Source organism: Streptomyces mabaensis, assembly GCF_053763515.1.
The window spans coordinates 121,286-144,515 of record NZ_JBSOPZ010000004.1; the positions used below are offsets into that span (position 1 = coordinate 121,286).

A 23,230-nucleotide genomic window follows, 5' to 3' on the forward strand; every position below is an offset into this window, starting at 1 on the left:
CTACTCGTACGCGGTTACTCGTACGCGGTGATGTCCTTGACCACCGAGAAGCCCAGCCCGTACGCGCTCATCCCGCGCCCGTAGGCCCCGATGTGCACCCCTCCGGCCGCCGAGCCCGCCAGTACCCAGCCGAACTCGGACTCGCGGTAGTGGAAGGGCGTGGGCACGCCGTCCACCGGCAGCGACAGCGACGACCAGTCCGGTCCGCCGAGGTCGTCCGCCAGCTCCCAGGCGGTCTCGGTCTGCTGGTCCAGCCAGTCGTCGCGCAGCGAGTGGTCCATCTGCGCCGGCCAGGTGAAAGCGAGCAGACCGGAGCCGGCCAGCCAGGCCGCGGAGGAGACCGAGGTGGCCTCCAGCACGCCCGTGCCGTCGGCGCTGCGTCTGAGCGGGTTGCTCGCGACGGTCACGACGACCGCGAAGCGGTCCTTGTCCTTGTCCTCGCCCGCGTCGGGGCGGACCGACGGCTCGTCGCCGTGACCGATGGAACCGTGTTCGACCGTGCCGTCCGCGGCGGTCCCGACCTGCATCAGCCAGCGCGGGCCGGTGAACGCCTCGTCCAGTCCGTACCAGGGGAAGCCCGCCGCCAGATAGCCGCCGACCGTACGCCGGGCCGCCGGCACCCCTCCCGCACCGGGCGTTCCCTGCGCTTGTGTCCCTACCCGACTCGTCGTCTCCATCTGTTCCGGCCGCCTCCTCGATCCCTAGGGTCCGGAGCGGCCCGCCCCCCTCGGGCGTCCTCGTTCCGGACAGATGGAGGATAGCCATCCCACTCCGGCACAACGGGAAGATGTGACTCAGGTGGCGTCGGCGTCGAAGGGCGGACGGTCGGCGGGGGCGGGTTGCGCCGGCTTCTTCAGCAGGTCGGCGCCACCGCCGGCCACGGGGCCCGGAGCCGAGCCGTTCGGCGCGGCTCCGGCGGCCGCCTCGGAGTCCTTGCCCTGGACGGCGTCCGAGACCTCGGCCATTTCCTTCCGGAGGTCGAAGCCGTTGCGGATCTCCTTCAGCCCCAGGTCGTCGTTGTCCATCAGCTGCTTGCGGACGAACGTCTTGGGGTTGAGGTCCTCGAACTCGAAGTCCTTGAAATCCGGGCCGAGTTCGGAGCGGATGTCGTGCTTCGCGCTCTCCGAGAAGTCCCGGATCTTGCGGATGAGGCCGGAGACGTCCTGGATGACCTTGGGCAGCTTGTCGGGGCCGAAAACGAGCACGGCAAGGACCACGAGCGTCACCAGCTCGAGGGCGCCTATGTCATTGAACACCTAGCTGCTCCTTGGATTTCCGCGTCCCGCAGGTCGGTCCAGGTCTCCACGCCGGAAGAGAGACAGGTCCGGGCCCGGTCCACGGTACCCGCCGCAGCTGTCCGGGCGGTACCTCCACGTGACCGTCACGTGCCGTCCGCGGAACCGAGGACGACCCCGAGCGTCCGCTCCCGGCCGTCCCTGACCACGGTCAGCTCCAGCCGGTCGCCGGGGCGGTGGGCGCGGATCTTGACGATGAGCTCCTCGCCGCTGTGCACCCGCTGGCCGTCGACCTTGGTGATGACGTCGCGCGGCTCGATACCGGCCTTGTCGGCGGGGCCGCCCACGGTGACCGGCGGCTTGCCGTCGTTGTTCTTCGTAGCGACGCGGGCGCCGTCGCCCGTGTACTGCATGTCCAGCGTGACGCCGATGACCGGGTGGGTGGCCTTGCCGGTGCTGATCAGCTCCTCGGCGACGCGCTTGCCCTGGTTGATGGGGATGGCGAAGCCGAGGCCGATGCTGCCGGCCTGGCCGTCCGCGAGGTCCGATCCGTTGTCGGCGGCCCTGATCGCGCTGTTGATGCCGATCACGCGGGCCTTGGAGTCGACCAGCGGGCCGCCCGAGTTGCCGGGGTTGATGGGGGCGTCGGTCTGCAGGGCGTCGACATAGCTGATGTCGCTGCCGTCGCCCTTCTCGCCGCCCGCGGTGATGGGCCGTTCCTTGGCGCTGATGATGCCGGAGGTGACGGTGTTCGACAGGTCGAAGGGGGCGCCGATGGCCACGACCGGGTCACCGACCCGCACGCTGTCGGAGTTGCCCAGGGGCAGCGGCTTGAGGCCGTTGACACCGGTGACCTTGACGACCGCCAGGTCGTACCCGCTGTCCCGGCCGACGATCTCGGCCTCGGCGGTCTCGCCGCCGCTGAAGGTGACCGTTATCCCGCCGGAGGAGGACGCGGCCTCCACCACGTGGTTGTTGGTCAGGATGTGGCCCCGGCCGTCCAGGACGAAGCCGGTGCCGGTGCCCTGCGACTCGCCGCCCTGGACGTGGAGCGTGACCACGCTCGGCAGGGCGCTGGCGGCGATGCCGGCGACGCTGTCGGGCGCGCGGTCCCCGCTCTCCGGGCCGGCCTGCGGCAGATCGACGGTGGTGACGCCGCCGTTGCGCTCGACGTACGCGCCGATGCCGCCGCCGATACCGCCGGCGACGAGCGCCAGCAGCAGCGCGCCGACGAATAGGGCGCCGCGGCGGGGCTTCTCCCGGCCCCCGGCCGGCTCGCCGCCGTCGGCCAGTTGCAGGGGCGCGCCCCACGGGTCGTACTGGCCCCACGGCGCGTGCGGCTGCGGTTGTGGCTGCGGCTGAGCCGGGTGCGGGAGCGGGCTGAAGACCGGCGGGGGCAGCGGGGTGCCGTGCGCGGGCGTCGGCACCGGACGCTGTACGGGAGGCGCGGGCGCCCAGGGCCCCGGGCCGCCATAGGGCGGGGTGCCGTAGGGATCGGGGGCATGCAGGGGCTGCGGCCGGGGAGCGGGATCCGCCGCGCCGTCATCAACGGACGGCAGCTCCGCGGTGACAGCGTCCCCCGGCAGGCCGTCCACGGGCTGGGCGTCCACCGGCCCGGCCTGCCCCGGCACGGCGGCGCCTGTCGGGCCTGGCTGCCGCGGAAGCCCGCCCCCGGGCACCTGCTGCCCCGGCGAGGTTGCGTCGGCAGGCGCCGACTGCCCCTGCCCCATGCGCTGCGGCTGCTCGTCGACGGCCGGGCGGCCCGCGGTGCTCGCTGCCAGCTCGTCCGTCCGCTCGGCGCCGTCGGCCCCCGCACCGTCCGCGCCGCCCGCGTGGTCCGCAGCGTCCGCGCCGCCCGCGTGGTCCGCAGCGTCCGCGCTGTCCGCGTAGTCCGCAGCGTCCGCACCTTGAGGGACCGCCTCGGCCGGGACCGGGGCCGGGGGCGCCGGTTCGGTCGGCAGGGGCTCTGGCGGGGAGCCTTCCGGGCGGGGTCGGCTCCACCACTTCGCCTTGGGCCCGGTGGGCTTGCCCTCGTCCATGTTCTCCCCGCAACGTCCTGGTATCCGCGTCGAATCCGCGTGCCCGGTCCGGATAGGCCGGCGAACACCCGTCCCGGGGATTCAACCAGGTTTGGCAAACCGTGCGCAGGGGCCTGGTCAGCGTCCTGTGTACATCTGCAGACCCGGATGCGCGGAGAGCCGCGTCGGTGCGGCGGGTGCCACCGGGGTCTGGGCCGTCGCGGGAGCGGTCTGGTCAACCGGACGTATCAGCGGGGCTCCCGTCGCACCGGTCACCGCGGCCGCGAACGGCGGCGCCAGCGGCGTGACGGGACCGGGGCCCGTGGGGTACGCAACAGGTGCGACGACCGGGGCCATGACCGCCGGCGAAACGGTGGAGGCAAGAGGTCCGATCTCGCCCGCCGCCGACATGTCCTGGAGTCCGGCCGCCCCGCCCTGGCGGCGGACCGGGCCGGTGGTTCCGCGAGACGCGGACGGCGTCGCCGTCGCACGCAGCGGCGTGACCTGGGCACCGCCCTCACCGCGGGCGCTGGGCTGCACCTTCGCGTCCAGCGGCAGGGAGCCGCCGAGCGCGATCGCCGCGAGCGAGACCGCACCGGCCGCGGCGAACGCGAACCTGCGCCCGCGCCAAGCCTGCCGGTCCGCCTCGCGGCCGCCGACGTCATGGAAACGGAAGCCGCGCTCCGGCAGCACCGTGGCATGGCTGCCACCCGGCACATAGCCGACAGGGCCGAGGGAACCCGGGGATTCGGAGCGCACTCCGAAGACTCCGTTACCGAAGGCTCCGCTGCCGAACGGTCCGCCACGCCCGTCGTCCTCGCCTCCCCCGGGAAGCCCCTGAAGGCGCGCGAGGAGTCCTTCGGAGGGGGGTGGGGGTGCGGTCTCCACGAACAGGGTCTTCAGCCGGCGCTGGGCGTCGGCCTCGGCCTTGCACTTCGTACACGTCGCCAGATGGGCGAGGACCCGCTCGCGCGCGTCATGGCCCAGCTCACCGTCCACCAGGGCGGCGAGCCGGTCTCCCAGGTGCTGTTCGGCGGGTGTCGGACTGGTTCCACTCACGCCGCTCCGCCCTCTCCCAGCGGCACGGGGCTGCCCAGAGCCACTCCCGCCAGTGCGCGCTGCTCGGCGCGGGCCTCGGGCGAGCGGTGCTGCAGGGCCTTGCGCAGGTGCGAGCGGCCACGGTGGATCCGGCTGCGCACGGTGCCGAGCTTGACGCCGAGGGTGGCGGCGATCTCCTCGTACGAAAGGCCTTCGATGTCGCAGAGCACCACCGCGGCGCGGAACTCGGGCGCGAGGGTGTCCAGCGCCTGCTGCACGTCCGCGTCGAAGTGCGTGTCGTGCAGCACCTGCTGGGGGTTCGGCTCGCGGCTCGGCAGCCGCTCCGCGGCGTCGTCGCCGAGCGCGTCGAAGCGGATGCGCTGCTTGCGGCGCACCATGTCCAGGAAGAGGTTGGTGGTGATGCGGTGCAGCCAGCCCTCGAAGGTGCCCGGCGTGTACGTCGACAGCGACCGGAACACCCGGACGAAGACCTCCTGCGTGAGGTCCTCGGCATCGTGCTGATTGCCGGTCAGGCGATAGGCGAGGCGGTAGACCCGGGCACTGTGCGTGCTGACGATGTCCTCCCACGAGGGAGGCGTCCACGCCTGCGATTCCGCATCGGCGGCGAAGGTCGCGGTGGGTGCGGAGTCTGGGAGAGAACGGTCAGCAATGTCGGTCACGGATTTCGGCTCACCCGACGACCTGAGAAAGCGCTTCAGCACTCCTCCCCGATCCACAGGCGCAGCCGCACCTCCCCTATCGGCTCTGGTGGTGTCCAGTGGAGCCCCTACCATAGCCACCTGCCCCGTTAGCTCCGGATAAGCTTGTTTGCGCGAATTTTGACCGCGCGCTGATTCCTGACCTGCTCGATCGGCTCGACCCATCGAATCCCCCTCGCCCCTTCATAACGCCCGGTCCCATCTGCGGGTTCCCGTGGGCAGCGGATACAGTCACCGTTGCGCTACTACGGGGACAGGAGACGGTCATTACCGGCAACCGGCAGACGAGCTGGGCGTTCGCCGACGCCTTTGTCGCCGAGGACGACGCGCTGCGCTGGGCCCGGGAGCGGGCCCGGGAAGCAGGCCTGCGTTCGGTATCCCCCGGCACCGGCGCCGCGCTGGCCCTGCTCGCTGCCACCACGGACGCCAAGGCGGTGGCCGAGATCGGCACCGGCACCGGCGTCTCCGGTATCCACCTGCTGCACGGCATGCGTCCCGACGGGGTACTGACCACGGTCGACCTGGAACCCGAGCGCCAGCAGTTCGCGCGCCAGGCCTTCCGCGCGGCCGGCTTCGCCGGGAACCGCGCGCGCTTCATCCCGGGACGCGCCCTCGACGTACTCCCCCGCCTCGCCGACGGCGGGTACGACCTCGTCTTCTGCGACGGTGACCGGACGGAGTGCCTGGACTATCTCGCTGAATCGTTGCGCCTGCTCCGACCTGGGGGTCTGGTCTGCTTCGAGGGCGTCTTCGCGGACGGCCGCACGGTCGATTCGGCGGCTCAGCCGTCCGAGGTCGTACGGCTGCGCGAGCTGCTGCGGGCGGTCCGCGAGAGCCAGGAACTGCTGCCCGCGCTGCTGCCCGTCGGCGACGGCCTGCTGTGCGCCGTCCGCCGCTGACGGCTCCCTCCCCCCACTCCCCGTCCCCGGACACACCACTGCCCCGGCAGCGTCAGCCGCCGGGGCAGTGGAGAACTCTGTTGGTGCCTGCGCGTCAGCCGACGACCTTCTTCAGGGCGTCGCCGAGTGCGTCGGCCTCGTCCGGAGTCAGCTCGACGACAAGTCGACCGCCGCCTTCGAGCGGAACGCGCATGACGATGCCCCGCCCCTCCTTGGTCACCTCGAGCGGGCCGTCGCCCGTCCGCGGCTTCATGGCCGCCATGCTCGTTCCCCTTCCTGAAACCAGCTCATCGGCCGACAACCCAGGTGTCACCGGCATCGAACACGTTGCTTCCAGGTCATTATCCCGCATCGCAGGACCCGATGACCAACATCGGTCTGCATCGCTTGCGCAACGCGCTTGAGCAAAACCACTCATTTCGGCGATCCGCCTGCGATACTTCGCCGCCGTGCCCGGCTGGGCGGTGCTTCTTTCTTTGACGCAGGTCACATGTCCGGCGTCCGCGATCTCCGCCATGCTGGCCCTGTACTGGTCAGTACCCGCTGGCCGAGCCGCGACGGAGGGGACCCCTGCCATGGCCGACACCGTGCTCTACGAAGTGACCGACGGCCTCGCGACGATCACGATCAATCGTCCCGAGGCCATGAACGCAATGAACACCGAGGCGAAGGTCGCGCTGCGGGACTCCCTTCAGGCCGCCGCGGCCGACGCGGCCGTACGGGCCGTACTGCTGACGGCGACCGGCCGGGCGTTCTGCGTGGGACAGGACCTCAAGGAGCACATCGGCTCGCTGGCGGCGGACCGCGAATCGGGCAGCGGCAACACGATGAACACCGTGCGCGAGCACTACAACCCCATCGTGCGTGCGCTCACGCAGATGCCCAAGCCCGTGGTCGCCGGGGTGAACGGCGTCGCCGCCGGTGCGGGCTTCGGTTTCGCCCTGGCCGCGGACTACCGGGTCGTGGCCGACACCGCCGGCTTCAACACGTCCTTCGCGGGGGTCGCCCTCACCGCCGACTCGGGCGTGTCCTGGACCCTGCCCCGGCTGATCGGCCAGAGCCGGGCCGCGGACCTGCTCCTCTTCCCGCGCTCGATCTCCGCGCAGCAGGCGTACGAGCTGGGCATCGCCAACAAGCTCGTCCCGGCGGCGGACCTGGCCACGGAGGCGGCGGCAGTGGCCCGCACCCTGGCCGAGGGCCCCACAGCGGCGTACGCGGCGATCAAGGAGTCGCTGGCGTACGGGGCGGGCCACTCGCTCACCGAGGCCCTCGACAAGGAGGACGAGCTCCAGACCCGGGCGGGCGCGTCGGAGGACCACACAATCGCGGTCCAGGCATTCCTGGACAAGACGAAGCCCAAGTACCTGGGCCGCTAGGGTCCGTGCCCCGGGGCGGGGGCCCGCCCCCGTCCGCGTCCGCCGGCGGACGCGGGCGCGGCCGTGCGCCGCAACACCGGGCCGCCCGGCCTGGCCATACTGTCGCCCTCCCGCCGACCCCGTCCGGACTGGGAGAACCCCCGGCCCGCCGGGGGCGGCCTCTCGGTCAGTTGCCTCGGGACACGCAGTCCGACAAGTGGTCGTCCACCAGGCCGCACGCCTGCATCAGGGCGTACGCCGTTGTCGGGCCGACGAACCGGACTCCGCGCTTCTTCAGCTCCTTCGCCAGCGCCGTCGACTCCGGCGTGACCGCCGGGACGTCCGCGATCCTGCGCGGGGCCGGGCGGGCGGCGTGGTCCGGGGCGTACGACCAGATCAGCGTGTCCAGCTCGCCCGGCTGCCACTGCGCGAGGACCTTCGCGTTGGCGAGGGTGGCCGCGATCTTCGCGCGGTTGCGGATGATGCCCGGGTCGGCCAGCAGCCGCGCCGCGTCCTCCTCGGTGAACGCCGCCACCGCCGCGATCTTGAAGTCGGCGAACGCGGCCCGGAAGCCCTGCCTGCGCCGCAGGATCGTCAGCCAGGACAGTCCGGACTGGAACGCCTCCAGGCAGAGCCGCTCGTACAGCTCGTCGTCCCCGTGCACGGGGCGTCCCCACTCCGCGTCGTGGTACGCGACGTACTCCTCGGTCGACAGCGCCCAGGGGCAGCGGAGTCCGCCGTCCGGACCGGCCACGGCGGCACCCGTCATGACCGCGGCCCGTCGTCCTGGAAACCGCCCTCGAAACCGCCCTCGGCGCGACCCTCGGCGTGTCCCTTGTACAGGTCGGGGCGGCCGGTCGCCGAAGCCCGCGCACCGGCCAGCGCCGCCTCCAGCTCCGCTATACGGGCGTCCCGCTCGGCCAGTTCCGCGCCGAGGCGGCCCAGTACGTCGTCGACGTCGGCCATCCGGTAGCCGCGGGCCGTCACCGGCAGCCGCAGCGCCTCGATGTCCGCACGGGCCACCGGGCGGGTCGCCGGCAGGGGGTCGGTGATCTGCTCGGGCGGAGCGTCGGGCAGCACCGACTCCTCCCCGCCGCCCACGACGGCGAGCGTGACCGCGGCGACGACCACGACCAGCGCGATCAGCAAGAACCAGAACACGATCATCTCCCAGCGCGCGCAAAGACTGTCCGGTCACGATCGTGCCATGCGCCTCGGACAGTCCGACAGCTAAGGTCGCACCGACCGATACGAGGAGGAAACTGCGGATGCTGCGGCTGGGCACGCGTGAGTTCGACGCGCACGAGCCGGTGATCATGGCGATCGTGAACCGGACCCCGGACTCCTTCTACGACCAGGGCGCGACCTTCCGCGACGAGCCCGCGCTCGACCGCGTCGAGCGGGCGGTGTCCGAGGGCGCCGCCGTCATCGACATCGGCGGCGTCAAGGCGGGGCCCGGCGAGGAGGTGAGCCCCGAGGAGGAGGCGCGCCGGACGGTCGGCTTCGTGGCCGAGGTACGCAAGCGGTACCCGGACGTGGTCATCAGTGTCGACACCTGGCGCCACGACGTGGCCGCGGCGGTCTGCGAGGCCGGCGCGGACCTGCTCAACGACGCGTGGGGCGGCGCCGACCCGAAACTGGCCGAGGTCGCGGCCCGGTACGGGGTCGGCCTGGTCTGTACGCACGCGGGCGGCGCCGAGCCGCGCACCCGGCCGCACCGGACCACGTACGACGACGTGATGGCCGACATCCTGCGGGTCACCGTCGGACTCGCCGAGCGGGCCGTCGAGCTGGGCGTCAGACGTGACGCGATCATGATCGACCCGGGCCACGACTTCGGGAAGAACACGCGGCACTCGCTGGAGGCGACCCGGCGGCTGGGCGAGATGACGGCGACGGGCTGGCCGGTGCTGGTGTCGCTGTCCAACAAGGACTTCGTGGGCGAGACGCTGGACAAGCCGGTCAAGGAGCGCGTGATCGGCACGCTGGCGACCACGGCGGTGTCGGCCTGGCTCGGCGCGCAGGTCTACCGCGTGCACGAGGTCGCCGAGACCCGGCAGGTGCTGGAGATGGTGGCGTCCATCGCGGGCCACCGGCCCCCGGCGACGGCCCGCCGGGGACTGGCATAAGGACACCCCCAGGACGCCCCCAGGGCGCCTCCCAGGGCACCCTGGGCACCCCCAGGAGACCGCTACTTGCTGACTTCCTTGGTGACGAGCGAGATCGCCTCGTCCACGTCGTCCGTGACATGGAAGAGCAGCAGATCGTGGTCGGACGCCTTGCCCTGCGCGATCACCGTGTTCCGCAGCCACTCGACGAGGCCGCTCCAGTAATCCGTACCGAAGAGCACGATCGGGAAACGCGTGACCTTCTGGGTCTGGACGAGGGTGAGCGCCTCGAACAGTTCGTCCAGCGTGCCCAGCCCGCCGGGCAGCACCACGAAGCCGTGCGCGTACTTCACGAACATCGTCTTGCGGACGAAGAAGTAGCGGAAGTTCACGCCGATGTCGACATGCGGGTTGAGGCCCTGCTCGAAGGGCAGCTCGATGCCGAGGCCGACCGAGATGCCCTTGGCCTCCCGGGCGCCCTTGTTCGCCGCCTCCATCGCACCCGGCCCGCCGCCCGTGATCACCGCGAAGCCCGCCTCGACGAGCGCGCGGCCGAGCTTCTCCCCAGCCGCGTACTCCGGGGTGCCCGGGGGTGTCCTGGCCGAGCCGAACACACTGATCGCGGGCGGCAGTTCGGCGAGCGTGCCGAAACCCTCGATGAACTCCGACTGAATGCGCAGGACCCGCCAGGGATCGGTGTGCACCCACTCGCCGGCGCCCTCGGAGTCCAGCAGCCGCTGATCCGTGGTGCTCTTCTGGACCTGTTCGCGCCGCCGCAGGACCGGACCCAGGCGCTTTTCCTCCGGCTGCTGCCGGCCGCCCTCAGGGTTGGCCATCATGTGCTCCCTCCGCTACAGATCGTTGCCGGTTCAGCGTAGGCGCACACGGGTGACATGCAGGGGAATTCAGGAGGTCAGCCAGGCGCGGAGTCGCTCCTCGCAGTGCGTGATCCACCGGGTGTCGACCCGCTCGTCGCGCTTGTGCGCCAGCAGCGGGTCGCCGGGACCGTAGTTCACCGCGGGGACGCCGACCGCGCTGAAGCGCGAGACGTCCGTCCAGCCGAACTTCGGCAGCGGCTCTCCGCCGACGGCCTCGATGAAGGCCACGGCGGCGGGGTGAGAGAGCCCGGGGAGTGCCGCGCCCGAGTGGTCGTCGACGATGAACTCCTCGACTCCGCAGCCCTCGAAGACCTCCCGGACATGAGCCAGGGCCTCCTCCTCGCTGCGGTCCGGCGCGTAGCGGAAGTTGACCGTGACCGTGCAGGCGTCGGGGATGACGTTGTTGGCGACGCCGCCCTCGATCCGTACCGCGTTGAGCCCCTCGTGGTACTCCAGCCCGTCGATCACCGGCAGCCGCGGCTCGTACTCCGCGAGCCTGGCCAGGATCGGCGCGGCGGCGTGGATCGCGTTCGACCCCAGCCAGCTGCGGCCGGAGTGCGCCCGCTCTCCCGCCGTGCGCAGCAGCACCCGCAGGGTGCCCTGGCAGCCGCCCTCGACCTGCCCGTTGGACGGCTCCAGCAGTACGGCGAAGTCGCCGGTCAGCCAGTCGGGGTGGGCCTCGGCCACATGTCCCAGGCCGTTGAGGTGTGCGGCGACCTCTTCGTTGTCGTAGAAGACGAAGGTCAGGTCGCGGTTGGGCACCGGGACGGTGGCCGCGATACGCAGCTGCACGGCGACGCCGGACTTCATGTCGCAGGTGCCGCAGCCCCACAGGACGCCGTCGTCGTCGAGCCGCGAGGGGACGTTGTCGGCGATGGGGACGGTGTCGATGTGGCCCGCCAGCACGACCCGCTCGGCGCGCCCCAGGTGGGTCCGGGCGACGACGTTGTTGCCGTACCGGTCGACGGTGAGGTGCGGGAGGGCGCGCAGTGCCTGCTCGATCGCGTCGGCGAGCGCCTTCTCGTCACCGCTCACGGACGGGAAGTCGACGAGCCGGGCGGTCAGTTCCGCGGCGTCCAGGGTGAGGTCAAGTGCGGTTTCGGGCATGCCCCGACCCTAGCGTCCGTACCCCTGCGAACGGCTCTGCGGTCCACCCGGCGGACTCCGTACCGGACTCCAGTACGGTGGGCTCCGTGTCCGAGCAGACCCCGCGTGCCCGTCGTCGCGGCCGCCTCTTCCGAATCGCCGCGGCCTCAGTCGTGCTGCTCGCCCTCGCCGGCTACTTCCTGGTCCAGTACATGAGCGGGGGCGGCCGGGGAGCGCCCCGCTGCACGGTACGGGCGGCCGACGGGGGCGGCGGCGGGGCGACGTACGAGTTCAGCCCCGCGCAGGCCGCGAACGCCGCCACGATCTCCGCGGTCGGCACGACCCGCGGCATGCCGGAGCGGGCGGTGACCATCGCGCTGGCGACCGCCCTCCAGGAGTCGGGGCTGCGCAACATCGACTACGGCGACCGTGACTCGCTCGGCCTCTTCCAGCAGCGCCCGTCGCAGGGCTGGGGAACGCCGAAGCAGATCATGGACCCGGTTTACTCGGCCGGCATCTTCTACGACCGGCTCGCCGAAGTACCCGGCTACTCGCGGCTGCCGCTGACGGTCGCCGCGCAGCGGGTGCAGCTCAGCGGCTTCCCGCAGGCGTACGCCAAACACGAGCCGGACGCGGCGCTGCTGGCCCGCGCTCTCACCGGCCGGACCGCCGCGACCCTCACCTGCACCGCGCGCGGGGACGGCACCCCGGGCGACCCGGCCAGGGTGCGGGCGGAACTGGAGCGCAGCTTCGGGCCGGGGGCGCTGCCCGGGACCGGGAAGGCCGGCGCGTCCGCCCCGGCGGGCGGCAAGGGCGCCACCATCGTCGTGCCGGTGCGCACCCCCGACCGGGCCGCGGGCAAGAACGCCGCGGAGCAGCGGGGCTGGGAGCTGGCCCACTGGGCGGTGGCCCAGTCGGCCGGACTGCGCATCGAACGGGTCTCCTTCGCGGGCCGGGAGTGGACCGCCGGGGATTCCGGGGACGAATGGCGCGATGCGGCCGATTCGGAACAGAAGGCCGGTCCGGACGAGGTCCGGATCGTCACCGCGCACTAGTACGGACGCTCACTCGGCAGGGTTGGTCCGCCGCCGTCCGGCGCCCTCGGAAAGCGAATATCCGGGGCGTCTTTCCGGGCTTCTCCCGCATTCCGGAAAGGCCTTGAGAACACAGCGCTGTGACGATTCCGCAGGACGAAGAGGCGACAACCCTTTGTCCGTTTTTAACCGGAACCGATAATGCGACGCATTACCAACTCTTTACCTCGGCACACCGCAACTTCTCCCTCCCCCGGAGCTGTTGTCACTGCGTCGTCAACGTCGTCTCCCGTCTAAGGAGCATCATGTCCCTCCCCCTGACCCGCCGGATCGCCCGTGCCGCCCTGCTGATCGCAGCGGGTGCGGCACCCGTGGCCGGCGCGGCCGGCTCGGCAAGCGCCGCGGGCCTCCCCGCCGCCCCCGATCTGGGTGGGCTGACCGCCGTGGACGCCGCGAGCGTCAGCAGCACGGTCGACGGCGCCACCCAGCAGGCCACCGGGCTCGCCGGCGAGGCCGGCGGCAAGGCCGTCGAGACGGCCGTTCCGGCCGCGGGCAAGACCGGCGGCAAGATCGTGGGGACCGCCACCCCCGCCGCGCAGGAAGCCACCGGTGAGGCCGCGGGCAGCGCCGGCAACCTCCTCGGCGAGACCGCCGGCACCGCCACCGAGGGCGGCCTGCCCACCGAGAGCCTCGGCTCGCTGGCCTCCCAGGGCAGCCTGGCCGGCCTGGCCGACAGCGGCGTCCCCGGCGCCGGAACCCTGCCGGTCAACGGGCTGCCGCTCGGCTAGCCCGCCGGTCACGGAAAGCCCGAAGGGGCCCGGGGAGCACGAACTCCCCGGGCCCCTTCGTTCTGCGTCCTACTGGCCGCCGAGCCGCTTGACCGCCGCCGCGACACGCTCGTCGGTGGCCGTGAACGCGACGCGCACGAACCGCTCCCCCGCCGCGCCGTAGAAGTCGCCCGGCGCGACCAGGATGCCCAGCTCCGCCAGATACGCCACGGTCTGCCAGCAGGGCTCGTCCCGCGTCGCCCACAGGTACAGGCTCGCCTCGCTGTGCTCGATCCGGAAGCCGTGCGCCTCCAGCGCCGCGCGCAGGGCGGCGCGGCGGGCTGCGTACCGGGTCCGCTGCTCCGCGACATGCGCGTCGTCACCGAGCGCCGCGACCGTGGCCGCCTGCACCGGGGCCGGCGTCATCATGCCGCCGTGCTTGCGGATCTGCAGCAGCTCGCCCAGGACCGCCGCGTCGCCCGCCAGGAACGCCGCGCGGTAGCCGGCCAGGTTGGAGCGCTTGGAGAGCGAGTGGACGGCGACGATCCCCTCGTACGAACCACCGCAGACGTCCGGATGCAGGACGGAAACCGGATCGGCCTCCCAGCCCAGCTCCAGGTAGCACTCGTCGCTGAAGAGCAGCACCCCGTGCTCGCGCGCCCAGGCGACGATCCGGATCAGCTCGTCCTTCGCCAGCACCCGGCCGGTCGGGTTCGACGGCGAGTTGAGCCAGAGCAGCTTCAGGCCCGCCGGATCCAGCTCGGTCGGATCGTCGTAGACGACCGGCTCGGCGCCGGCCAGCCGCGCGCCGACCTCGTACGTCGGGTACGCGAGCCGCGGATAGGCCACGCGGTCGCCGGCCCCCAGGCCGAGCTGCGTCGGCAGCCAGGCCACCAGTTCCTTCGAGCCGACCACCGGCAGGACGTTCGCGTGCCGGACGCCGGTCGCACCGAGCCGCCGCTCCACCCAGCCGGTGAGCGCGTCACGCAGCTCCGCGGTCCCCCACACCGTCGGATAGCCCGGGGAGTCGGCGGCCGCGACGAGCGCCTGCCGGATCAGGCCGGGCACCGGGTCGACGGGCGTACCGACGGACAGGTCCACGATGCCGTCCGCATGGGCGGCGGCCGTCGCCTTGTACGGCTCGAGCTTGTCCCAGGGGAACACCGGGAGCCGGGAAGAGACTGCGGGCAAGGTGCTTCTCTTTCTCGTACGTACGTGTTCAAACACCGCGGTCCCGTACGGCGGGCGTGCCGTACGGGACCGAGGGCGACCGAGGATGCGTGATCAGCCGTTCTGCGGCGGCAGCGCGGCGATGAAGGGGTGGTCACGCTCGATCAGCCCGAGCTTGGAGGCACCACCGGGCGAGCCGAGCTCGTCGAAGAACTCGACGTTCGCCTTGTAGTAGTCCTTCCACTCCTCGGGAGTGTCGTCCTCGTAGAAGATCGCCTCGACCGGGCAGACCGGCTCACAGGCTCCACAGTCGACGCATTCGTCCGGGTGGATGTACAAGGACCGAGAGCCCTCGTAGATGCAGTCGACCGGGCACTCCTCGATGCACGCCTTGTCCTTGACGTCGACACAAGGCTGCGCGATGACGTAGGTCACGCTGTCGTTCCTCCTCGATAGGGCGCGGCGGGCCGATCTGCGGCTCCGTCCACGTGGCGCGCGGGAGCGCGGCGTCGTCGATGCCCGCACCTAGTATCTCCGTTCCCGGGCACGATCCGAACAGGAGGGGCGTACACAGCTGTGGAAATCATTGCCGGAGGACGGCTCAAGGTGCGTATCACCCCTGCTGACGTGGGCAAACGTGTATCGGTTCGATGCCTTACGGGCGATCCCGGGACGGCGCGGAAGTTCACCGACACGGTCGGAGTTCTCACATCATGGGACAAGGGTGTGCTGCTCATCACACGCCGGACCGGTGAGAGCGTCCGTATCCCGGAATCCACGCTGGTCGCGGGCAAGGTGGTGCCCGCTGCCCCGGCCCGCCGACGGGGTCCCGCGGCCGGTTTCGACGAGCTCGCGCCGGTGATCGCCCGCGCCTGGCAGCCCGTCGAGAGCGAGCGGCTCGGCGACTGGGTGCTGCGCGCCGCGTCCGGTTTCACCCGGCGGGCGAACTCGGTGCTGCCGCTCGGCGATCCCGGACTGCCGCTCGACGAGGCGCTCGCACACGTGACCCGGTGGTACGAGGCGCGGGAGCTGCCCGCGTACATCCAGGCCGCCACCGGCGCCGAGGGCACGCAGGAGCGGCTCTGCGCCGAACTGGAACACCGCGGCTGGGTACGCGAGGTCTCCGCCGAGGTACGGATCGCCGGCCTCGCGCCGCTCGCCGACCTCGACGCGGACGTCTCCCGGGTCCGGCTCGCCCGCACCGTCGACGATGCCTGGCTCTCGCGCTACCAGCGCTTCCAGCGGCCGGGCCCGCATGTGCGCGCGGTGCTGGGCAGCGGTCCCTCGGTGTGGTTCGCGAGCGTGCCGCGCGGGGCCGGCGAACCGCCGGCGGCGATCGGCCGGTGCGTCGTCGACGGGCGCTGGGCCGGCTTCATGGCCGTGGAGGTGGATCCCGGCCACCGGCGGCAGGGGCTGGCCACCGCCGTGATGGCCGCCCTCGCCCGGCAGGCCCTGGAGGAGGGCGCCTCCGCGTCGTGGCTCCAGCTGGAGGCTGACAACACCGGCGCGCGTGGCCTGTACGACGGCCTGGGCTTCGCCACCCACCACCACTACCACCACTTCCGGTCCGCGACGCCCGCGATGTCCCCGACGCCCGCGACGTCCGCGTAGACCGGTCCGCCTGGACGGGTACAGAGTCCGTATGCACGACGAATCCACCGGTCGGCGCGAGCAGTTCGCGGCCGAGGCCCGCGCCGAGCGGCCGGACCTCGCGCTGCTGTGCCTGCTGGTGGGGGCCGAGGCGGATCCCGCGCTCGGCGAGCACGGGATCGACGAGGCCCAGATCGAACTGGACCGGCTCGCGGGACTGCTCCCGTTCGGCCCCGGCGGCCCCCGCGCCTGGGCGGCGGCGCTCGCCGAGCTGCTGGGCACGCGCTGCGGTTTCCGCGGTACGCCCGCCGACTACCAGCGCCTGGAGTCCTCGCTGCTGCACGCGGTGCTGCGCCGCCGGCGCGGGCTGCCGATCCTGTTGTCGGTCGTCTGGATGGAGGTGGCCCGCCGCGCGGGCGCGCCGGTGTACGGGGTCGCCCTGCCCGGGCACTTCGTGATCGGCTTCGGCGACCCGGCGGAGCAGGTGCTGGCCGACCCGTTCGGCGGCGGCCGGCTGCTGACCGGCTCGGACACCGAACTGCTGGTCGCCGGGGCGACGGGCGGCCCGCTGGACCCCTCGATGCTGATTCCGGCCGAGCCGCTGGAGATCGTGCTGCGCATCCTCAACAACATCCAGGCCTGGGCCGCGGCCCGCCCGGAGCACTCCGCCGTACAGCTGTGGGCGCTGGACCTGTCGCTGCTGCTTCCGTCCCATCCGGCCCGGCTGCGCTACGACCGGGCCATCCTCCTCGTGCGGCGCGGCGAGTTCCTGACCGGTGCGGCGGAGCTCGACGCGTACGCGGAGGTGGTGGCCGCGGTGGACCCGGCCGCGGCGGAGACCGTCCGCGGCCGGGCCCGGGCGGCCCGGGCCATGCTGAACTGACCCCAGGCCGAGGAGCCCTGGGCCGTTCCAGCCATGCGATGTCGTGGCTAGCTGGGGTTCGTCTCGATCACGCCGGTGCGTTCGGCGGCCGTCTTGCCGCGCAGCGCCTTGCCCAGCACGCCCGCTACGTCCTGCGGGGTGACTGCGGTCTTGTCACCGTTGCCGCGCTGGATGAGGACACCGTCGAAGACGCTGCCGTAGAGCTTCTTCAGCTCTTCGAGGTTGTACGTCTCGACGAGCCTGCCGTCGACGGCCTTCATGCCGAGGAACTTCGGCAGCGACTTCGTCGGGCCGAACTGGATGGACTTCCCGCCCGCCGACACCGTCACCAGCCCGGACATCGCGGGTTCCGCGAAGTCCTTCATCGCCCGGTCCAGCTCGGCCTTGCCGATCGTCGGCGCCTTGGAGCTGACGGGCAGCTCGACCGCCCTGGACTCGCCCGTCTCGACCTGGGCGCGGTACGCGTCCTTCACCGAGATCATCGAGCGGCCGACATCCAGCGACTTGCCCGGCTTGCCCGGTACGGCGACGGCCTTGCCGGGCTCGAACGTGATCGTGCCCTCGCTCGCGGAGCCGGAGACTCCGGCCAGGTCGGTCAGGGCGACCTGCAGCTTCTCGGAGTCGACCGGGATCACCGGCTGGGCGACCCGCTCACCGCCGAAGAGCGTGCCGATGACCGAGACGGGGTTGTAGTCGCTGCCCGCGGCCGACCGTACCGTCTCCTGGCTGTCCAGCGAGAGACCGGCCTTGTCCGGCTTGAGCTCGACCTGGTCGCCACCGACGGTGAGTCGCAGCGGGGCGGCGGCGCGCTTGCCGAACGCGGCGTCGAGCCTGTCGACCGCCTCCTGCTTGGTGCCGCCGCCGATGTCGACGCCGAGCACGGTGGTGCCCTTGGGCACCTCGGAGTGGTTGAGCAGCAGGCCCGCGCCGTACGCGACGCCGATCAGGCCGAACGCGCCGACCGCGGCCAGCACGAGCTTGGAGCGGCCCTTCTTCTCCGGTGCGGACACGCGCGGCGCGGGGGCCGGGACGGGCGCCGGTGTGGGTTCCGGTGCGAGGGGCGGGCCGTCGAGCCGCGGCCCCAGGTCGGGGCTCGGGCCCCCGGTGTGGGTCGGCGGAGCGAACGGCGAGTGGTGGACCGGCGGTACGGCGGGAATCCCGCTGGTCAGCGTGTCGCCCGAGACATGGCCGCCGTCGGCCGGCTTGGGCGCGGACCGCTGCGGGGTGAGTACAGCGGTGTCGTCGCTCATCCGCGGCGGGCCCGCCGGGACGTCGCCCTGCCGGAAGCCGGGCGGGAGCAGCGGCATCTCGCCGGTGACGGGTCCGCTGGTGGGCCCCGCGGGCCCACCGGTAGCGCCGGGCGGCGGCGTGAAGGGGCCGGGGGTGTCATGGTCGCCGGGGCGAGGCGTACCGTGCGGCGGCGCGAAGGGGCTCCCGGCGTCGCGGTCGGCCGGGCGCGGCCCGGTACCGGCCGGCGGCGGCGCGAAACCGCTGCCGGGGTCGCGGTCGCCGGGGCGAGGCGTACCGGGCGGCGGCGCGAAGGGGCTGCCGGCGTCGCGGTCGGCCGTTCCGGGCGGCGGCGGCGTGGCTGGTCCGTTCTGCGCGGGCCGGCCGCTCTGGCCGTTGCCGCTGTTCTGCTGCGGGACGTCCGAGAAGTACGGGAGGTCGGGGCGCGTTCCGCCGCCGGGCGCCGAGGGGGACTGGGCGCTCCCGCCCCCGGGACCCGCGCTCGGCGCACCGGCCGCCGGACCAGCCGCCGGCGCGGACTTGCGCGGAGCGAACCAGTCGCTCCCCTTCCCCTCCGCCTTCGGCTCCTCCGCCGCCGCTTCCTCCTGCTGCTGCGCGGCCGCGGGCTCGGCCTCGGGCAGCCCGGTGCTGCCGGTGCGCTCGCCGCTCTGCCCCGCTGCCGCCGCCGCGTCCACGTCACTCATCGGCGTACGCATCACCACCGGCGGGATCGGCCGCGACCCCGGGATGTTGATCCGGATCCGGGTGGTCAGCGTGGTCTCGGTCTTCTTCTCCTCGGCCTGCGGCGGAACGGGGGCTTCGGCTCTCTCTTCCGGCGCGTCCGGTCCCGACGGGTGCAGCGACGGATACTGGCGGGTTCCGTACGGCGGTGTACCCGAGGGGTAGGCGGCTCCACCGCGCCCCTTGGGCCCGGAGGACGAACTGTCAGTTTCACGACTCAAGGCAGGTTCTCCCGGTTGGCTCCGCCGCCCGTCTTTGTCCGTGCGCGGGCAGCTCGGCGGCGCGCACCACCATACTGTCCGCCGTCGGCACACACCGGGGGACCGCCGGAAGCGGGCTGCCGGCAACCGCACAAGGGCGGTCAATCCGGCGGCGGAAGTGGCACGTCACTTGCCAAGTCGGGCGGCCGGAACCGGTGGTTCCGAAAGACGCTGCAGGGTGGCGCACATCACAGCGGCGACAAGTCCGCCCAGCAGGAAGACATACGTACCGAGCCCCGCGGCAAAGACGAAGTCGCCCTCCGGACGGGTGGCCGAAAGCAGCAGAAACGACAGCATCCAGCCCGCCGCGCCCGCCAGCACCCCCGCCGGGCCGCCGGTGGCCCGGCGCCCCGCGTAGAAGAAGGCGGCGGTGGCCAGCAGGACGAACAGCAACCCGCCGGGAAACCAGGCCGCCTGGACGAGCGCCCCCGCCATGCCGACCGCGACGCCGAGCACGACAAGCAGCAGATACAGCGCGATTCGGGCGGGGTTGAAGGGTGACGTACCCGGGGAAGTCACCGGACCACCCCGGCAAACAGATCCGTCTCGCGTTCGCCGGCCGGTGCGCCGGAGTCCCCGTCGGCCAACTCGTAGTACTCCGCCGTGAAGAGGGGCTGCCCCAGATCGTTCGAAAGCGCGAAGAAGGGGCCGTCCACCGCGATCTGGGTGGCGTGGGCGCGCATGGCGGCCGCCTTGGCCTGCGCGTACGGCGTTCCGTCGATCTCCGCGGTGATCTGCTCGTCGGCCACCACCCCCGGCACGTCGTCCACCGTGGCGATCCCGGGGAAGGGCGCGTCCTCGCCCGCCGCGTGCAGCCGCGCGAAGCCGGCTTCGGCCACCGAACGCGGCACCCGGTTCCAGTAGATCTTCGCGAGGGTGTGCGGCGTCCCGAGATCCCGGCGGAAGGCCGGCTCGGCGGCCAGCTCGGCGGCACGCATGGCGACGCGGTGGGCCTGGATGTGGTCGGGGTGCCCGTAGCCGCCGTTGGGGTCGTACGTCACCAGGACCTGCGGCCGGCGCCTGCGGATCACCTCGACGAGGTACGCCGCGGCCTCGTCCACCTCCGCGTCCCAGAAGGCGCCTTCGCGGTGGTTCTGCGGAAGCCCCATCATTCCGGAGTCCCGGAAGCGGCCGGCGCCGCCGAGGAAGGAGTGGTCGGTGACACCCAGCTCCTTCATCGCGGCGGCCAGTTCACCGATGCGGTGGGCGCCCAGGGTGTCGTCGCGGTCGGCGGTCAGCCGCGCGAGATCGGGCGGGATGACCTCGCCCTCCTCGCCCAGGGTGCAGGTCACCAGGGTGACCTGGGCGCCCTCGTTCGCGTACTTGGCCATCGTGGCGCCGTTGTTGATCGACTCGTCGTCGGGGTGCGCGTGCACCAGAAGCAGACGACGGGCGGGAAGGTCCGTCATGTGGGACAGACTACGAGCATGCGGCTAGAACTTGATGCCGCCGATCATCCCGGCCACGTTGGTGGTCAGTTCGCTGATCGTGGGCGCCACGGAGGAGCTGGCGAGGTAGAAGCCCAGCAGCATGCAGACCAGCGCGTGTCCCGCCTTCAGCCCGGATTTCCGGACCAGCAGGAAGACGACGATCGCCAGCAGCACCACCGCCGAAATCGAGAGTGCCACGGCGGTTCACCTCCATATCCGGACGGCCTTCACGGGCACGTTCATGGGCAGCATGCATGTGCCAGGGGGTACTTACCCACCTGGCGCTACGGATCATAACTATCCGTTGCCACGCATTGTTCGGTGCACGGCAGCACGAGGGGCGCATGGCTCCGGGACAGCCCCGCGGCACACCCCCTAGGCTCGGATCATGACGTCCGGAGAGCTCTCGTTCCCCCGCCAGTACGCCAGGACCCAGCGCTTCACCCTCGGCGCCCCGCGCGCGTTCACGGTCTCGCCGGACGGCGAGCGGGTCATCTTCCTGCGTTCCTCCTCCGGTACCGATCGGGCGAATCTGCTCTGGGTGCTCGATCTCGCCGACGGGGCCCGGGAACGCGTGGCCGCCGATCCGGCGGTGCTGCTGGGCGGCGCGGACGAGAAGCTGTCCGCCGAGGAGCGGGCCCGGCGCGAGCGCAGCCGCGAAGGGTCGGCGGGCATCGTCGGCTACGCGGTCGACGACGCGGCGGAGTTGGCCGCGTTCGCCCTGTCGGGGCGGCTGTTCACCGCCGAGCTGCGGGCCGGCACCGCCCGTGAACTGCCCGTACCCGGCCCGGTCATCGACCCGCGCCCCTCGCCCGACGGCCGGTACGTCGCGTACGTGGCGCAGGGCGCCCTGCGCGTGACCGGGGCGGACGGCGGCGACAGCGACGAGCACCGGACGGGTGGCGACCGGGCGCTCGCCGAGCCGGAGAGCCCGACCGTCGGCTACGGCCTCGCCGAGTTCATCGCCGCGGAGGAAATGGGCCGCTCCCGGGGCTTCTGGTGGTCGCCGGAGTCCGACCGGCTGCTCGCAGCCCGGGTCGACGACGCCGCCGTGGAGCGCTGGTGGATCTCGAATCCGGCGTTCCCGGACCGGGCGCCGGACCAGGTGCCCTACCCCGCGGCCGGTACCGCCAACGCCGAGGTGCGGCTGTTCCTGTTCGGCCTGGACGGCAGCCGTACGGAGGTGGTCTGGGACCGTACCCGTCACCCCTACCTCGCGCGCGTGCACTGGTCGGCCGGGGGCGCGCCGCTGCTGCTGGTGCAGTCCCGTGACCAGCGCGGCCAGCGGTATCTGGCGGTCGACACGGAGACCGGCGCGACCCGGCTGGTGCACGCCGACGAGGACCCGGCGTGGCTGGAGCTGAGCTCCGGAGTGCCCGCGTGGGCGCCGGACGGCCGGCTCGTACGGATCGCCGACGAGGGCGGGGCGCGGGTCCTGGCGGTCGGCGACCGGCCGCTGACCGGGCCGCAGCTGCAGGTGCGGGCGGTCCTGGACATCGCGGACTCGGACGTGCTCGTCTCGGCGTCCGCGGGCGAGCGGGCCGAGGCGCCGGAGACCGGTGAGATCCATGTCTACCGGGTCAACGAGCTGGGTATCGAGCGCGTGTCCACCGCGGCCGGGGTCCACACGGCGGTGCGGTCCGGGCCGGTGACCGTCCTCGTCTCGGCGTCAACCGCGCACAGCGGCGCGGCGGTCCAGGTACTGCGCGAGGGCAAGCAGCTCGCGGTCATCGCCTCGTACGCGGAGGAACCCGCCCTCCGGGCCGGGGTGACGCTCACCGAGGGGGGCGCACGACGGATTCCGTGCGCCGTGCTGCTTCCGACGCACTATACGGACGCGGACGGACCGCTTCCGGTCCTGCTGGATCCGTACGGTGGACCGCACGGCCAGCGGGTGGTGGCCGCGCACAACCCCCACCTCACCTCCCAGTGGTTCGCCGACCAGGGATTCGCGGTGGTCGTGGCCGACGGGCGGGGCGCACCGGGCCGCTCGCCGGCCTGGGAGAAGGCGGTCAAGGACGACTTCACCCTGACCCTCGACGACCAGATCGAGGCCTTGCACGGGCTCGCCGGCCACTTCCCGCTGGACCTCGACCGGGTCGCGATCCGCGGCTGGTCGTACGGCGGCTATCTGGCCGCCCTCGCGGTGCTGCGCCGCCCGGACGTCTTCCACGCCGCGATCGCCGGCGCTCCCGTCACCGACTGGCGCCTGTACGACACGCACTACACCGAGCGCTATCTCGGCGACCCGGGCGAGCAGCCGGGGGTGTACGACACGAACTCGCTGCTGACCGGGGACGGCCGGCTCTCCGGTGCGGCGGACGAGGCCCGGCCGCTGATGATCATCCATGGGCTGGCCGACGACAACGTGGTGATGGCACACACGCTGCGGCTCTCCTCGGCGCTGCTGGCCGCGGGCCGCCCCCACGAGGTGCTCCCGCTGACGGGCGTCACCCATATGACCCCGCAGGAAGAGGTCGCCGAGAACCTGCTCCTGCTCCAGGTGGACTTCCTCAAGCGCTCACTGGGGCACTGAGGGCCGGGCGACCGGGCGGCGGTGGCCGCGCGGCGGGCGACCGGCCGGGACACCAGGAGGCGCCCCGGCCGGCCCACGGCACCCGCACGGCCGTACGCTGTCCAGCCTGGCTGGTTCGTATATCGGAGTTGCGACAGCCAAGTTGCCTTCGTGTTAACGGAATTGATGGGCATTTATCATGCCGTTCCGTTCGGCGGCCAATGGCCCATCTTCGCCCGTTCGGCCCTTGACTGGCATAGACCTCTCTTGCCAGAGT

Annotated in this window: 24 protein-coding genes; 8 read left to right on the forward strand and 16 right to left on the reverse strand. The window is 72.4% G+C overall.

The annotated features are described in order from the left end of the window. Nucleotides 1-14: 14 nt before the first annotated feature. From ACWV17_RS05010 to sigE, 5 genes are all read right to left on the reverse strand, one after another. Nucleotides 15-677, reverse strand: coding sequence for a hypothetical protein (locus ACWV17_RS05010; protein ID WP_455352618.1), 663 nt, complete (start codon nucleotides 675-677; stop codon nucleotides 15-17). Nucleotides 678-794: 117 nt separating this feature from the next. Continuing rightward, entirely contained in the window at nucleotides 795-1,256 is a 462-nt protein-coding gene (locus tag ACWV17_RS05015; protein ID WP_455352619.1) for a sec-independent translocase, read from the reverse strand. Between the two features lie 125 nt (nucleotides 1,257-1,381). Further along, nucleotides 1,382-3,274, reverse strand: coding sequence for a trypsin-like peptidase domain-containing protein (locus ACWV17_RS05020; protein ID WP_455358621.1), 1,893 nt, complete (start codon nucleotides 3,272-3,274; stop codon nucleotides 1,382-1,384). Between the two features lie 117 nt (nucleotides 3,275-3,391). Then, nucleotides 3,392-4,312, reverse strand: a complete 921-nt coding sequence (locus tag ACWV17_RS05025; protein ID WP_455358622.1) for a zf-HC2 domain-containing protein — start codon at nucleotides 4,310-4,312, stop codon at nucleotides 3,392-3,394. Further along, nucleotides 4,309-5,085 carry an RNA polymerase sigma factor SigE gene (sigE, locus tag ACWV17_RS05030; RefSeq protein WP_455352622.1) on the reverse strand — a complete coding sequence of 259 codons (777 nt, stop codon included), beginning with the start codon at nucleotides 5,083-5,085 and terminating at the stop codon, nucleotides 4,309-4,311. The genes ACWV17_RS05025 and sigE overlap by 4 nt, the downstream gene beginning before the upstream one ends. 125 nt (nucleotides 5,086-5,210) lie before the next feature. Here sigE and ACWV17_RS05035 point away from each other — a divergent pair, with 125 nt between their 5' ends. Beyond that, a complete protein-coding gene (locus ACWV17_RS05035; protein ID WP_455352883.1) occupies nucleotides 5,211-5,909 on the forward strand; it encodes an O-methyltransferase in 699 nt (232 codons plus the stop codon). A gap of 94 nt (nucleotides 5,910-6,003) precedes the next feature. Here ACWV17_RS05035 and ACWV17_RS05040 read toward each other — a convergent pair whose 3' ends face one another. Continuing rightward, nucleotides 6,004-6,171, reverse strand: coding sequence for a DUF3117 domain-containing protein (locus ACWV17_RS05040; protein ID WP_003966491.1), 168 nt, complete (start codon nucleotides 6,169-6,171; stop codon nucleotides 6,004-6,006). Between the two features lie 313 nt (nucleotides 6,172-6,484). On the opposite strand from ACWV17_RS05040, the gene chcB reads away from it, so the two are divergent. After that, on the forward strand, nucleotides 6,485-7,285 hold the full coding sequence (gene chcB, locus ACWV17_RS05045; RefSeq protein WP_455352623.1) for a 2-cyclohexenylcarbonyl CoA isomerase: 801 nt from the start codon (nucleotides 6,485-6,487) through the stop codon (nucleotides 7,283-7,285). Nucleotides 7,286-7,451: 166 nt separating this feature from the next. Here the strand turns inward: chcB and ACWV17_RS05050 are convergent, their stop codons facing one another. Further along, entirely contained in the window at nucleotides 7,452-8,033 is a 582-nt protein-coding gene (locus ACWV17_RS05050) for a DNA-3-methyladenine glycosylase I (protein ID WP_455358623.1), read from the reverse strand. Continuing rightward, the gene (locus ACWV17_RS05055; RefSeq protein ID WP_455358624.1) at nucleotides 8,030-8,431 is read right to left on the reverse strand and encodes a hypothetical protein; all 402 of its coding nucleotides are present in this window, start codon (nucleotides 8,429-8,431) and stop codon (nucleotides 8,030-8,032) included. Before ACWV17_RS05055 ends, ACWV17_RS05050 begins: the two co-directional genes overlap by 4 nt. Nucleotides 8,432-8,532: 101 nt before the next feature. Here ACWV17_RS05055 and folP point away from each other — a divergent pair, with 101 nt between their 5' ends. Further along, nucleotides 8,533-9,393: a dihydropteroate synthase gene (gene folP / locus ACWV17_RS05060; RefSeq protein WP_455358625.1), complete on the forward strand. Its 861-nt coding sequence runs from the start codon at nucleotides 8,533-8,535 to the stop codon at nucleotides 9,391-9,393. Between the two features lie 62 nt (nucleotides 9,394-9,455). Here the strand turns inward: folP and ACWV17_RS05065 are convergent, their stop codons facing one another. Continuing rightward, nucleotides 9,456-10,208: an LOG family protein gene (locus tag ACWV17_RS05065; RefSeq protein WP_455352627.1), complete on the reverse strand. Its 753-nt coding sequence runs from the start codon at nucleotides 10,206-10,208 to the stop codon at nucleotides 9,456-9,458. Between the two features lie 69 nt (nucleotides 10,209-10,277). Further along, complete coding sequence (gene dapE, locus ACWV17_RS05070; protein ID WP_455352628.1) at nucleotides 10,278-11,357, reverse strand: succinyl-diaminopimelate desuccinylase; 1,080 nt, start codon at nucleotides 11,355-11,357, stop codon at nucleotides 10,278-10,280. Nucleotides 11,358-11,434: 77 nt separating this feature from the next. Here dapE and ACWV17_RS05075 point away from each other — a divergent pair, with 77 nt between their 5' ends. Continuing rightward, nucleotides 11,435-12,391 carry a hypothetical protein gene (locus ACWV17_RS05075; protein WP_455358626.1) on the forward strand — a complete coding sequence of 319 codons (957 nt, stop codon included), beginning with the start codon at nucleotides 11,435-11,437 and terminating at the stop codon, nucleotides 12,389-12,391. A 284-nt stretch (nucleotides 12,392-12,675) separates the two neighbouring features. Beyond that, a complete protein-coding gene (locus tag ACWV17_RS05080; protein ID WP_455358627.1) occupies nucleotides 12,676-13,158 on the forward strand; it encodes an ATP-binding protein in 483 nt (160 codons plus the stop codon). Nucleotides 13,159-13,227: 69 nt separating this feature from the next. Here the strand turns inward: ACWV17_RS05080 and ACWV17_RS05085 are convergent, their stop codons facing one another. Continuing rightward, a complete protein-coding gene (locus ACWV17_RS05085; RefSeq protein ID WP_455358628.1) occupies nucleotides 13,228-14,328 on the reverse strand; it encodes a bifunctional succinyldiaminopimelate transaminase/glutamate-prephenate aminotransferase in 1,101 nt (366 codons plus the stop codon). 93 nt (nucleotides 14,329-14,421) lie between these two features. After that, nucleotides 14,422-14,742, reverse strand: coding sequence for a ferredoxin (gene fdxA, locus ACWV17_RS05090; protein WP_003985062.1), 321 nt, complete (start codon nucleotides 14,740-14,742; stop codon nucleotides 14,422-14,424). 141 nt (nucleotides 14,743-14,883) lie between these two features. Between fdxA and ACWV17_RS05095 the strand changes: the two genes are divergently transcribed. Together ACWV17_RS05095 and ACWV17_RS05100 are read left to right on the forward strand one after the other, a co-directional pair. Next, nucleotides 14,884-15,918 carry a GNAT family N-acetyltransferase gene (locus ACWV17_RS05095; protein ID WP_455358629.1) on the forward strand — a complete coding sequence of 345 codons (1,035 nt, stop codon included), beginning with the start codon at nucleotides 14,884-14,886 and terminating at the stop codon, nucleotides 15,916-15,918. 31 nt (nucleotides 15,919-15,949) lie between these two features. Next, complete coding sequence (locus ACWV17_RS05100) at nucleotides 15,950-16,780, forward strand: transglutaminase-like domain-containing protein (RefSeq protein WP_455358630.1); 831 nt, start codon at nucleotides 15,950-15,952, stop codon at nucleotides 16,778-16,780. Nucleotides 16,781-16,827: 47 nt separating this feature from the next. Here ACWV17_RS05100 and ACWV17_RS05105 read toward each other — a convergent pair whose 3' ends face one another. The 4 genes from ACWV17_RS05105 to ACWV17_RS05120 all read right to left on the reverse strand — a co-directional run bounded on the left by ACWV17_RS05105 (nucleotide 16,828) and on the right by ACWV17_RS05120 (nucleotide 20,636). Then, nucleotides 16,828-18,969 carry a hypothetical protein gene (locus tag ACWV17_RS05105; RefSeq protein WP_455358631.1) on the reverse strand — a complete coding sequence of 714 codons (2,142 nt, stop codon included), beginning with the start codon at nucleotides 18,967-18,969 and terminating at the stop codon, nucleotides 16,828-16,830. Nucleotides 18,970-19,134: 165 nt separating this feature from the next. After that, nucleotides 19,135-19,527: a DUF6113 family protein gene (locus tag ACWV17_RS05110; protein WP_455358632.1), complete on the reverse strand. Its 393-nt coding sequence runs from the start codon at nucleotides 19,525-19,527 to the stop codon at nucleotides 19,135-19,137. Continuing rightward, a complete protein-coding gene (gene mshB, locus ACWV17_RS05115; protein ID WP_455358633.1) occupies nucleotides 19,524-20,417 on the reverse strand; it encodes an N-acetyl-1-D-myo-inositol-2-amino-2-deoxy-alpha-D-glucopyranoside deacetylase in 894 nt (297 codons plus the stop codon). Before mshB ends, ACWV17_RS05110 begins: the two co-directional genes overlap by 4 nt. 24 nt (nucleotides 20,418-20,441) lie before the next feature. Next, nucleotides 20,442-20,636, reverse strand: coding sequence for a hypothetical protein (locus ACWV17_RS05120; RefSeq protein ID WP_455352637.1), 195 nt, complete (start codon nucleotides 20,634-20,636; stop codon nucleotides 20,442-20,444). Nucleotides 20,637-20,826: 190 nt separating this feature from the next. On the opposite strand from ACWV17_RS05120, the gene ACWV17_RS05125 reads away from it, so the two are divergent. After that, nucleotides 20,827-22,974, forward strand: a complete 2,148-nt coding sequence (locus ACWV17_RS05125) for a prolyl oligopeptidase family serine peptidase (RefSeq protein WP_455358634.1) — start codon at nucleotides 20,827-20,829, stop codon at nucleotides 22,972-22,974. Nucleotides 22,975-23,230 lie beyond the last annotated feature (256 nt).

Coding starts and splice junctions, on each gene's coding strand:
- ACWV17_RS05125 (WP_455358634.1), top strand. CDS start 20,827: ATGACGTCCGGAGAGCTCTCGTTCCCCCGCCAGTACGCCAGGACCCAG.
- folP (WP_455358625.1), top strand. CDS start 8,533: ATGCTGCGGCTGGGCACGCGTGAGTTCGACGCGCACGAGCCGGTGATC.
- ACWV17_RS05040 (WP_003966491.1), bottom strand. CDS start 6,171: ATGGCGGCCATGAAGCCGCGGACGGGCGACGGCCCGCTCGAGGTGACC.
- sigE (WP_455352622.1), bottom strand. CDS start 5,085: ATGGTAGGGGCTCCACTGGACACCACCAGAGCCGATAGGGGAGGTGCG.
- chcB (WP_455352623.1), top strand. CDS start 6,485: ATGGCCGACACCGTGCTCTACGAAGTGACCGACGGCCTCGCGACGATC.
- ACWV17_RS05020 (WP_455358621.1), bottom strand. CDS start 3,274: ATGGACGAGGGCAAGCCCACCGGGCCCAAGGCGAAGTGGTGGAGCCGA.
- ACWV17_RS05100 (WP_455358630.1), top strand. CDS start 15,950: ATGCACGACGAATCCACCGGTCGGCGCGAGCAGTTCGCGGCCGAGGCC.
- ACWV17_RS05055 (WP_455358624.1), bottom strand. CDS start 8,431: ATGATCGTGTTCTGGTTCTTGCTGATCGCGCTGGTCGTGGTCGTCGCC.
- ACWV17_RS05050 (WP_455358623.1), bottom strand. CDS start 8,033: ATGACGGGTGCCGCCGTGGCCGGTCCGGACGGCGGACTCCGCTGCCCC.
- dapE (WP_455352628.1), bottom strand. CDS start 11,357: ATGCCCGAAACCGCACTTGACCTCACCCTGGACGCCGCGGAACTGACC.
- ACWV17_RS05010 (WP_455352618.1), bottom strand. CDS start 677: ATGGAGACGACGAGTCGGGTAGGGACACAAGCGCAGGGAACGCCCGGT.
- ACWV17_RS05065 (WP_455352627.1), bottom strand. CDS start 10,208: ATGGCCAACCCTGAGGGCGGCCGGCAGCAGCCGGAGGAAAAGCGCCTG.
- ACWV17_RS05080 (WP_455358627.1), top strand. CDS start 12,676: ATGTCCCTCCCCCTGACCCGCCGGATCGCCCGTGCCGCCCTGCTGATC.
- mshB (WP_455358633.1), bottom strand. CDS start 20,417: ATGACGGACCTTCCCGCCCGTCGTCTGCTTCTGGTGCACGCGCACCCC.